The sequence below is a fragment of the Streptomyces sp. NPDC051183 genome (genome assembly GCF_040682455.1).
Classification (GTDB): Bacteria; Actinomycetota; Actinomycetes; order Streptomycetales; family Streptomycetaceae; genus Streptomyces.
In genome coordinates, this window is the sequence record NZ_JBFBBA010000011.1 from 193697 (window position 1) to 203786 (window position 10090).

The 10090-nt window shown below is 72.7% G+C and carries 12 protein-coding genes; 7 read left to right on the forward strand and 5 right to left on the reverse strand.

Features of this window, described 5'->3' with window-relative positions; all coding sequences use genetic code 11:
* Positions 1 to 93: 93 nt before the first annotated feature.
* Together AB0M99_RS12925 and AB0M99_RS12930 are read left to right on the forward strand one after the other, a co-directional pair.
* Entirely contained in the window at positions 94 to 1350 is a 1257-nt protein-coding gene (locus AB0M99_RS12925) for a hypothetical protein (protein WP_365919504.1), read from the forward strand.
* 18 nt (positions 1351 to 1368) lie between these two features.
* On the forward strand, positions 1369 to 1866 hold the full coding sequence (locus AB0M99_RS12930; protein ID WP_365919506.1) for a DoxX family protein: 498 nt from the start codon (positions 1369 to 1371) through the stop codon (positions 1864 to 1866).
* Here AB0M99_RS12930 and AB0M99_RS12935 read toward each other — a convergent pair.
* Positions 1812 to 2036, reverse strand: a complete 225-nt coding sequence (locus AB0M99_RS12935) for a hypothetical protein (protein WP_365919508.1) — start codon at positions 2034 to 2036, stop codon at positions 1812 to 1814. The genes AB0M99_RS12930 and AB0M99_RS12935 overlap by 55 nt on opposite strands.
* Positions 2023 to 3354 carry a PspC domain-containing protein gene (locus tag AB0M99_RS12940; protein ID WP_365919510.1) on the reverse strand — a complete coding sequence of 444 codons (1332 nt, stop codon included), beginning with the start codon at positions 3352 to 3354 and terminating at the stop codon, positions 2023 to 2025. Before AB0M99_RS12940 ends, AB0M99_RS12935 begins: the two co-directional genes overlap by 14 nt.
* A gap of 131 nt (positions 3355 to 3485) precedes the next feature.
* Here AB0M99_RS12940 and AB0M99_RS12945 point away from each other — a divergent pair, with 131 nt between their 5' ends.
* The 3 genes from AB0M99_RS12945 to AB0M99_RS12955 all read left to right on the forward strand — a co-directional run bounded on the left by AB0M99_RS12945 (position 3486) and on the right by AB0M99_RS12955 (position 6654).
* On the forward strand, positions 3486 to 4772 hold the full coding sequence (locus AB0M99_RS12945; protein ID WP_365919512.1) for a PspC domain-containing protein: 1287 nt from the start codon (positions 3486 to 3488) through the stop codon (positions 4770 to 4772).
* On the forward strand, positions 4769 to 5458 hold the full coding sequence (locus tag AB0M99_RS12950) for a response regulator transcription factor (protein ID WP_365919514.1): 690 nt from the start codon (positions 4769 to 4771) through the stop codon (positions 5456 to 5458). Before AB0M99_RS12945 ends, AB0M99_RS12950 begins: the two co-directional genes overlap by 4 nt.
* Positions 5459 to 5541: 83 nt before the next feature.
* Entirely contained in the window at positions 5542 to 6654 is a 1113-nt protein-coding gene (locus AB0M99_RS12955; protein ID WP_365919516.1) for an alpha/beta hydrolase-fold protein, read from the forward strand.
* A gap of 6 nt (positions 6655 to 6660) precedes the next feature.
* Here AB0M99_RS12955 and AB0M99_RS12960 read toward each other — a convergent pair whose 3' ends face one another.
* From AB0M99_RS12960 to AB0M99_RS12970, 3 genes are all read right to left on the reverse strand, one after another.
* Positions 6661 to 7701 (reverse strand): NlpC/P60 family protein, encoded by a 1041-nt coding sequence (locus AB0M99_RS12960; RefSeq protein WP_365919518.1) that lies wholly within the window; start codon positions 7699 to 7701, stop codon positions 6661 to 6663.
* A 129-nt stretch (positions 7702 to 7830) separates the two neighbouring features.
* On the reverse strand, positions 7831 to 8184 hold the full coding sequence (locus tag AB0M99_RS12965; RefSeq protein WP_365919520.1) for a hypothetical protein: 354 nt from the start codon (positions 8182 to 8184) through the stop codon (positions 7831 to 7833).
* Positions 8185 to 8294: 110 nt separating this feature from the next.
* Positions 8295 to 9197 carry an alpha/beta hydrolase gene (locus AB0M99_RS12970; RefSeq protein ID WP_365919522.1) on the reverse strand — a complete coding sequence of 301 codons (903 nt, stop codon included), beginning with the start codon at positions 9195 to 9197 and terminating at the stop codon, positions 8295 to 8297.
* A 132-nt stretch (positions 9198 to 9329) separates the two neighbouring features.
* On the opposite strand from AB0M99_RS12970, the gene AB0M99_RS12975 reads away from it, so the two are divergent.
* Positions 9330 to 9635, forward strand: coding sequence for a helix-turn-helix domain-containing protein (locus AB0M99_RS12975; RefSeq protein ID WP_365919524.1), 306 nt, complete (start codon positions 9330 to 9332; stop codon positions 9633 to 9635).
* Between the two features lie 48 nt (positions 9636 to 9683).
* Entirely contained in the window at positions 9684 to 9815 is a 132-nt protein-coding gene (locus tag AB0M99_RS12980) for a hypothetical protein (RefSeq protein ID WP_365919526.1), read from the forward strand.
* Positions 9816 to 10090: the final 275 nt, after the last annotated feature.

A 10090-nucleotide genomic window follows, 5' to 3' on the forward strand; every position in this document is an offset into this window, starting at 1 on the left:
CACCTGCTCTGACATCGTGCGCAATCCGGAACACTGCCGCAGTGGTGCACAATTCGCTGGCATTGCACCGTAGTTCAGAGAGGCGGCACGTACGTGGCTGTCCAAGAGATGTCCCGAGGCACTCATACCGCCGCCTGCACCTGTGAGGAGTGCGCCCGTGAGGGACACCGCCGGGCGGTCGCGGCGTTCCTGGAGAAGCGCGACGAGTTCGCGGCCGGGCAGGGCGTGCCGGCCGCGGTGGCCCACTCACTGGGCGCCTCCCGCCAGTGGGTCTCCGACGAGCTGACCCTGTCCGCCCGCACGGTGGCCGACCGCGGCCGCGAGGCCGGGCACTCCTGGCTGTACCTGCTGTCGCGGCGGGCCGTGCTCGCCGTGTGGATCGCCGCCGGGGTGCTGCTGGTCGTCCAGGTCGGCACCGCGCTCGGCACGGGCTGGTCCACCGCGCGCACCGCCGGGCTGCTGGCCGCGGTCGTACTGGCCGGGCTGCTGACCGTCGCCGCCCGCGCCCAGACGCTGCGCGGCGGGCTGCTGGCCCCGCTGGTCGGCGAGGACAACCGGCTGTCCACCTCCAAGGCCGTGCCGAGCGCCTGGCTGGTCCTGACGGCCTTCGCCACGCTGCTGCCCGCCCTGCGGCTGGCCGCGTCCTCGCCGGGCCCGGAGCGCCAGGCGCTGTACGCCGGGCTGGCGCTGGACCGGGCGCTGCCGCTGCTGGCGGTGCTCTCGCTGACGTCCGCGGTGGCGGTGCTGGTGCGCCGGGTGGTCACCGTACGGATCATGGGGCAGCGGCTCCAGAAGCTCCCGGCGGACCGGCCCACCGGCGCCGACCTGCTGACGGACGACGCCGGGCGGGGTTCCTTCCCCGACACGCAGTACGTGCTGGTCTCCACGGTGGTGCTGGCCTACGCGGCGGTGTCGCTGGCCCGGTTCCCCGACCGGCTGCCGCAACTGCCGTGGGCGCTGGCGCTGCTGGTGGCGCTGTCGGCGGCGGTGTACCTGGCGGCCAAGTACGCGGAGGGCAGCCGCCCCCTGGTGCTGTCGGTGGTGCGCAGACGCGAGCCCGGGGACCTCGACGCCGCGGTCCGGCCCGGCGACGACATCGAGATCCGGGGCGTGGGCTTCGTACCGCCTGGGGCGCAGACCCCGGAGATGCTGGCGCGGCTGGTGGTGCGGATCGGGGCGGTCCACGTGCACGTGCCGCTGGTCCCGGTGGCGGGCGGGTTCACCAACCCCTCCGACGCGGTGCTGACGGTGCCGGTGCCGGCGGAAGTGGAACCGGGGCGGACCGAGGTCCAGGTGGTCACCGCCGCCGGAGTGGAATCCAACCGATGCAGCATCGACGTGGCCGAGTGAAACGGGTACACATGTCGGGTGACGCGAACCCGAACTGATGTCCCTTCAGGGCTGCGGGACCTTGCCGCCCGCCATGCCCTCCTGCCCCTGCGGATCTTCCTCGGCGTGACCTTCGTCTACGCGGGTCTGGACAAGCTGACCGACTCCGCGTTCCTCTCCGCCACCGGCGACGGCTCCATCGGCGACATGATGCGCGGGGTGCGCGACACCTCCGCGATCCCCGCCATGGTCGACATGGCCCTGGAGGCGCCCGTCGGCTTCGCCGTCGCCCTGGCCATCGGGGAGCTCCTGGTCGGCCTGGGTGTCCTGGCCGGCCTGCTGACCCGGATCGCCGCCGTCGGCGGGGCGCTGATCTCGCTCAGCCTGTGGCTCACGGTGTCCTGGGCGGTGACCCCGTACTACTACGGCAACGACCTGATCTACCTGATGGCCTGGACCCCGCTGATCCTCGCCGGGGCCCCCTATCTGTCGCTGGACTCGCTGATCCGCTCGCGCCGGTCGCGGCGCACCGCGTAGGTCACCATCCCGACGACCGCGGCGAACGACAGTCCGCCCAGGGCCATCGGCAGCACGGAGAACCACGGCAGGTCGGCCTCCCCGGCCGCGTCGAGCAGGTAGAGCACGCCCGCCGCGATCAGGACCAGGCCCGCGATCAGCCGGCCCGGCTGGAACTCATGACGCCGCACGGGCCACCTCCACCTGTCCCACACCCGCGTTCAGGTGCAGCTCGATCGTCCCGCCGGCCTCGGTGCCGGCGGCCGGGGGCAGGGTCGCCTGCCGGGTTTCGCCGCCGCTGCGGACGCGTACCTGCTCGCTCGTGTCCCCGGGCAGCTGGATGTCGCCCAGCCGGATCGTGACGTCGGCCTGCGCGGTGACCTCCCGGGGGACGATCACCTTCAGCCGGCCCGCGTCGATCCGGGCGTGCACCGAGACGGTGGTGCCCTTCTGCACGTCCAGCCGGCTCAGGTCCAAGGTGGCCAGCCCGGTGCCCGACTCGTACTCGGGCCGTACGTCGGCCACCGCGGCCGGCCGCCAGTCCACGTTGCGCCAGTCGGTGCTGATCTCCTGGGGCAGCGCGGTCGCCCCGGCCAGCAGCCCCGCGGTGAGCAGCGACAGCACGATGGTGCCGAAGCCGGTGCGCCCCTTGAGGGAGCTCACCGCGAGACCGAGCCCGAAGGCGACCAGCGCCGCCGCGAAGGCGACCTGGAGCGCATGGCTCAGCGTGCTGCCCTCCCAGACGGCCGCGCAGGCGGCGCCCCCGGAGAGCAGCGCGAAGACGAAGACCCGGCCGCCGATGCCGCCGCGCGCCGCGACCGGCGCGTCAGGGACGGGCGCGGGCGCCGCGGGCGCCCCCCGGAGGTCCGCGGCGGCCCCGGCCGCGTCGTCCGGGCCCCACAGGTACCCGGTGGACCCGACCGGCCCGGTGGTGCCGTCCTTGACCAGCGGGTCCCGCCACCACGACGGGCCGCCGGGGGCGGGCGGCGCCTGCGTCTCGGGCGGCGCCTTCGTCTCGGACACGGCGGTGCGGTGCGCCGCCGCGGCGGGGGCCTGCGCCTCCGGGGCGACGCCGCTGCGGCGCCGCTGCGACCAGTGCGCGGCCCCGCCCAGGGCCAGGGCGACCAGCACGGAGAAGACCGTCAGCCCGCCGTTGTCCAGCATCGACAGGAACAGCGCACAACCCACCAGCGCGGCGAACACCGCCGCCAGGGTCGCCCCCTCGACCCGGCCGGTCAGCAGCTTCTTGGCCTCGCTGTCGTCCTCGCCCTCCAGGGGCAGCAGCAGCCACGCGAAGCCGTAGAAGATCAGACCGACGCCGCCGGTGACCGCCAGCACGCCCAGCACGATCCGGAAGACGACCGGGTCGAGGTCGAAGTACCGGCCCAGACCCCCGCACACGCCGGCCAGGACCTTGTCGCGCTTGCTGCGGCGCAGCGGCGGGCGCTCGGCAGGCGGCGCGGCGGCGGCGCCGGACCCGGCCGGCGGGGTGTCGTGCACTTCGGTCATGTGTCCATGGTGACCGGCCGCCGATCGCGTGGACATCCGGCCCGACCCTGGGACAACCCTGATATCCCCCGGACAGAACTGGGGGGCTGCCCTGATGCCGCGCACCACCCGCGCGTGTGACCATCGGTGACATGCCCGCCGTCGCCGCCCCCCGCATCCCGCACGCACCCGATTCCGACGAAGTCCCGCAGCGCAAGCTCTACCGCAGCGCCGACGGACGGATGCTCGGCGGCGTCGCGCGCGGTCTCGCCGGGCACCTCGGGCTGGCCGTCATCTGGGTGCGGCTCGCGTTCCTGCTGCTGTTCCTGTGGGGCGACGGCCTCGGCATCCTGCTGTACGCCGCCTTCTGGGTCTTCGTACCGCTCGGCGTCGGCGGCCGCACCGGACACCGCTCCTTCTTCGAGACCCTCCCCGACGGCTCCCGACGGCTGCGCAAGCCCGAGCACGGCCAGATCACCGCGCTGATCGCCCTGTGCATCGGCGCCGGCATCTTCATCTCCAAGGTCCAGCTCGGCGGCGCGTCCGGCCGGTACGTGTGGCCGACGCTGCTGGTCGGGGCCGGCGTGGTCCTCGTGTGGCGGCAGGCCGACAACGCGCGTCGCGCCCACTGGAACGAGGCCGTGGGACGGCACGGGAGGCTCTTCCAGGTCGCCCGCGCGCTCGCGGGGGTCGCCCTGGTCGGCGTGGGCCTCACCGTGTTCATCGTCGTCCGCGGCTCCGCGGCCCAGCTGGGCAACGTAATGACCGCCACCCTCGCCGTCCTCGTCGGCGTCGCCCTGCTCGCCGGACCCTGGCTGATCCGGATGACCCAGGACCTCTCCGAGGAGCGCCTGATGCGCATCCGCGCCCAGGAGCGCGCCGAGGTCGCGGCCCACGTCCACGACTCCGTGCTGCACACCCTCACCCTGATCCAGCGCAACGCCGAGGACGCGGGGGAGGTGCGCCGCCTCGCGCGGGCCCAGGAGCGGGAGCTGCGGAACTGGCTGTACAAGCCCGAGGGCACCGGCAAGGACGAGGCCGAGGAGCCGGAGACGCTGGCGGAGGCCGTGAAGAAGACAGCCGCCGAGGTGGAGGACCACCACGGCGTCCCCATCGAGGTCGTCGTCGTCGGCGACTGCCCGCTCGACGAGAAGCTCGGCGCACAGATCCAGGCCGCGCGCGAGGCGATGGTCAACGCCGCCAAGTACGGTGGCGAGGGCGGGCCGGTCCAGGTGTACGCCGAAGTGGAGGGCCGGACGGTGTTCGTGTCCGTACGCGACCGCGGACCGGGCTTCGACATCGACGCGGTACCGGACGACCGGATGGGCGTACGAGAATCGATCATCGGCCGGATGCAGCGCAACGGCGGGACCGCACGACTGCGGTCCGCGCCCGACGGCGGCACGGAAGTCGAGCTGGAGATGGAGAGGGCGGCATGACCGAGGACAGCGCTGTGACGGAGACCAGGAGGGTCCGCGTGGTCCTCGTCGACGACCACCGGATGTTCCGCGCGGGCGTGCAGGCGGAGATCGGCGAGACCGGGCGGACCGGGGTCGAGGTCGTCGGCGAGGCGGCCGACGTGGACCAGGCCGTCACCGTCATCACCGCCACCCGCCCCGAGGTGGTGCTCCTCGACGTGCACCTGCCCGGCGGCGGCGGGGTCGAGGTGCTGCGCCGCTGCGCCCCGCTGATGGCGGCGGCCGAGAACCCGGTGCGGTTCCTGGCCCTGTCGGTGTCGGACGCGGCCGAGGACGTCATCGGGGTCATCCGGGGCGGCGCCCGCGGATACGTCACCAAGACCATCACCGGGACCGACCTGGTGGACTCCGTCTTCCGGGTCCAGGACGGGGACGCGGTCTTCTCGCCGCGGCTCGCGGGCTTCGTGCTCGACGCGTTCGCCTCGACGGACGCACCGCCGGTGGACGAGGACCTGGACCGGCTCACCCAGCGCGAGCGCGAGGTGCTGCGGCTGATCGCGCGCGGGTACGCGTACAAGGAGATCGCCAAGCAGCTCTTCATCTCGGTGAAGACGGTGGAATCGCACGTCTCCGCGGTGCTGCGCAAGCTCCAGCTCTCCAACCGGCACGAGCTGACCCGCTGGGCGACGGCCCGCCGCCTGGTGTGACCCGGGATCAGTTCCCGATGTGATCCACACCGCAGGCCCCCCGGGCAACCGGGGCGGGCCGGGCGGCCCTCTACGTTGCCGTGATGAGCTTGACGGGGACCCCCCTTTTCGCGACGGCGATCGCGCTGACCGCGATCGCCGTCCTCCTGCCGCTGCTGCTGTGGAGCAAGGCGCGCGGGCCCGCCGTCGTACGCGTCGCCACCCGTGCCTCGATGGTCGTGTTCGCCCAGGTCACCGCCATCGCGCTGGTGTTCATCGGGATCAACCGGGACATGAACTTCTACGCCTCCTGGGGCGACCTGTTCGGCACCGGCAAGTACGTGACCGCCGCCCCCGACCTGGGCCCGGACGGGCTCGGCGGGAAGAAGGCCGAGCAGGTCAAGGAAGCGCCGAAGGTGCACCAGGCCTTCGAGCCGGTCGAGGGCCTCGGCGGGCGGGTCAAGAAGACCGAGCTCGACGGCAAGATCTCCGGGGTCAAGGGGGACGTCCTGGTGTGGCTGCCGCCGCAGTACGACGACCCGGCCTTCAAGGACAAGAAGTTCCCCGTGATCGAGCTGATCCCGGGCATACCGGGAACGGGCAAGTCCTGGTTCCAGGGGCTCAAGGCGCACGAGGTGCTGGAGCCGCTGATGAAGAGCGGCAAGGTGCAGCCGTTCATCCTGGTCTCGCCGCGCGCCATGCTGCTCGGCAACGCCGACACCGGCTGCGCCAACATCCCCGGCAAGGTCAACGCGGACAGCTGGTTCAGCGTCGACGTCCGCAAGATGGTCACCGACAACTTCCGGGCCTCGGACGACGCCCGCACCTGGGGCGTGGCCGGGTACTCGGCCGGCGCGTACTGCTCCGCCAAGCTGGCCATCTCCCACCCCGACCGCTACAGCGCGGCCGTCTCCCTGTCGGGCTACAACGACCCGGGCCAGGAGCCGTCCTCGCTGGTCGCCCAGGACCCGCAGCTGCGCGTCTCGCACAACCTGAAGAACGTCCTGAAGGCGGCGCCGAAGCCGCCGGCGGTCTCCCTGTGGATGTCGGGGGCCGAACAGGACGGCTACCTGTCGGGCTTGGACCTCAAGGGCCTCGCGCAGAGCCCGACCCAGGTGCACGCGGAGAAGGTGGTCGGCGGCCACAACCTCGAATCGTGGTCGAAGCAGCTGCCCCAGACCTTCCAGTGGTTCAGCGGCGTGGTCAAGGCGCCGTAGCGGCCGTCAGGCGGGGCGGGAGGCTCCGGCCCACGGCATCGAGTCGACCGGGGCCACGCGGACCGTCGAACCGGGCCGCGGGGCGTGGATCATCTGGCCGTTGCCGATGTAGAGGCCGACATGGGTGACCCCGGAGTAGAAGAACACCAGGTCACCGGGGGCCAGCCGGTCGCGCGGGACGCGCTGGCCGGTGTTGATCTGGGTGTAGGTGGTGCGGGGCAGCGAGACCCCGGCCGCGCGCCAGGCCGCCTGGGTCAGGCCCGAGCAGTCGAAGGAGCCCGGGCCCGTCGCGCCCCAGACGTACGGCTTGCCGATCGCCCCGTACGCGAAGGCCACCGCGCGGGCCGCGCGCGATCCGTCCGACGGTGCCGGGGCCGGGTGCTGTGCGGCAGTGGGGGCGCTGCCCGCGGACCGGGCCTCGTACGCCGCCCGATCCTCGGCGGTGAGCCGGGCCAGCAGCTGCTTGGCGGTGCTGAGCTTCCCCTCGATCTCGGCCTTGCGGTCGGCGAGTTCGCCCTGCCGGGCGCGGAGGTCGGCCAGCCGTCCGGCGGCCCGGTCCTTGAGGTGCCCGACCTCGTCGAGCCGGCGGCGTACGGAGGAGAGCTCGGCGGCGTTGCGGTCCCCGGCGCGGGTGATGAAGGAGGCCCGGTCCAGGTACTCCTGCGGGTCGTCGGCCATCGCCAGCTGGACGGCCGCGCCCAGGGTGCCGTTGCGGTACTGGGTGGCGGCCAGCGAACCGAGTTTGCTGCGCGCGGTGTTGAGCAGGTCGGTCTTGCGGGCGGTCTCGTCGCGCAGGTCGCTCAGCGCGCGCTGGGCCTCGTCGGCCTTCTCCTTCGCCCCGTTGTACCGCTCGGTCGCGGCCTCGGCCTCCTCGTAGAGCCGGTCCACCTGCGCCTTGACCTGGGAGGGCGTCGGCTGGGGGTCGGCCTGCGAAGTGCCTTCGAACGCGGTGGCGGTGGCAGCGCCCGCGAGGGCGAGGGTGGCGGCGGTCGTCCGTGCGGTGCCGCCGGAGAGCGGGCGCTGCCTGGGCTTTCGGTGACTGGCCACGAGGGCCTCACGTCCTTCCTCTCTCGGTGCTTGGAGGAGGACGCTAGACCTGAAGGTAACGGTCGGATGACGAGATGATCGTAAGTGGCCCGAGGAGGCCGAATCTGGCGCTTTCGCGCCGCTATCGGTTCAGCGCCAGAGGACGGCGATGAAGATATTGACCACGGTCAGCCCGCCGACCGCGCCGAACAGGGCCTTCTCCACGCGCTCCTCGTCCCGCTTGACGTAGACGAGCGCGAGGATCACGAAGAGGATCGCGAGCTTCACGCCGACCTTGACGTTGTTGACGGTGCCGCCGTCCATCTCGCGGAAGCCGACGAGCAGTACGCCGGTGACGAGCATGGTCAGCGCGCCGTGCAGCATCGCCGGCGAAAAACGGGCGGTGCCCGCGCTCATCGCCTTCGTCTGGGTCAGGAAACCGCCGAGGAGCGAGGCGATTCCGATGATGTGCAGGCCGAGGAAGACGTTGATGAGTACGTTCATGGCTCCGAGCGTACGGGGCGGCCGTCCGCGGATTCCGGGCAGCCGGGGGAAGCCCCCGGGGCCCCCGGCGCCCGGCCCGCGACCCGGCTCCCGCGGCCGGCCTCGCCACCTCAGCCGAAGAACTTCACCAGCTCCGCGACGACGGCCTGCGGCTGCTCCTCGGGGAGGTAGTGCCCGCTCCCGTCGATGCGCACGACCTGCGTGTCGGTGCCCAGCGCCGGCACCGCGCGGGTCAGCAGCCCGTAGTTGCTGAACTCCCCGCCGAGGGCGAGCAGCGGCGTGCTCACCGGGGCGTATCCGGCGAGGTCGGCGATGTCCTGGGGGAAGGCGCGGTACCAGTCGTTGCCCGCCCGGATCGCCTCGGGGGAGTCGTACGCGGCCGCGTACACCGCGCGGGAGCGGGCGTCGATGGCGGCGGGATCGGTGGCGGCGCGGGAGAACAGCCAGTCCAGCAGGAGGTGGTAGCGCCCGGCGAGGAGCTGCTCGGGCAGGCCCTGGACCTGGTTGAAGGCGAACCACCACTTGTGGAACCCGCCCGGCTCGGGGAGCAGTGTCTCCCGGGCCCAGTCCGCGTCGGGGTGCGCGACGTCGAGCAGGGCGACCCGGCCGGTGGCCTCGGGGTGGTTGGCGGCGTGGGCGTAGGCGACCATCGCGCCGATGTCGTGGCCGGCGAGGTGCGCGGACTCGATGCCGAGGTGCGCGAGGAGGGCGCGGACGTCCGCGGCCATCGTCTTCTTGTCGTACCCGCCGTCGGGCTTGGCGGAGCCGCCCATGCCGCGCAGGTCCGCGGCGATCACCCGGTACCGGCGGCCGAGCTCGGGCAGCACCTTGTGCCACTGCCACCAGGTCTGCGGCCAGCCGCCGAGCAGCACGAGCGGCTCGCCGGCGCCGTCGTTGGTGACGTAGTGCAGGCGCGTGCCGTTGACGTCCGCGTGGCGGCTGGAGAAGCCGCCGTCGAGGGAGGCAGCGAGCGCCGCGTCGTCGAGGGGGGTGGCGGATGCGGTGCCGGGCATGGGGTGTCCTCACGTAGCCGTGCGTGCCGAATGACCGTACGAAGATCTCGTACGTTCCGAACTGTACGAGATCTTCGTACGGTCAGGCAATGCCGCGGGCCCGTCCGTACGGGATCTGCGTACAGTGAGGGCATGCCTGCCGCCGCTGCCGAGCCGACCCACCCCGCCGCCGACCGTATCGAGCTGGTCGACGTCCTCGCGGCGCTCGGACACCCGGTCCGGCTGGAAATCGTCCGCAAGCTCGCCTCGGGCGAGGAGGCCTTCTGCGGCGAGGTCGTCCCGGACCTGCCGCGGTCGAGCGTCACCCACCACCTCAGGACGCTGCGCGAGAGCGGGGTGATCTGCCAGCGCCCCCAGGGCCGCAAGCTCTACCTCGCCCTGCGCCGCGAAGACCTGGAACTGCGCTTCCCGGGGCTGCTGGAGATCGTGCTCGGCTGATCCGGCGCCCTGGTCCCAGCCGGGCCGGACGCTGCCGTACACCGGCTGGTGGAAGACCGGGTCCTCGCGGACGTACGCGCCGGGGCGCGGGGCGTGTTCTGGGTGGTGTGCGCGACCCGGTCCATCAGCTCCGCCGGCCGGGCCTGCCCGGCCGCGGTCCGCTCGGCCGCCGCGTCGTAGAGCTAGGTCGCCGTGCCCGCCTGCCGGCGCAGCGCGTCCACGCGGGCCCGTACCTCCTCGACGGAGGGGCCGCGGCCGGCTGGGCGAGGAGCAGGCCTAACGAGGAGAGGGCCGCCGTGGGGGCGTTCGGATGTCTTCGGGTGCGCGGCTTGCGGTGGTGGGGGGAGGAGTCGGGCGAGGGGGGGTGAAAGCTGCTACAGATTTTCTAGTCATTCATAGTCATTTCTAGTCGTACGTTCCGGATATCTTGATCTTGTGAAGCTTTCGGAGTGGGC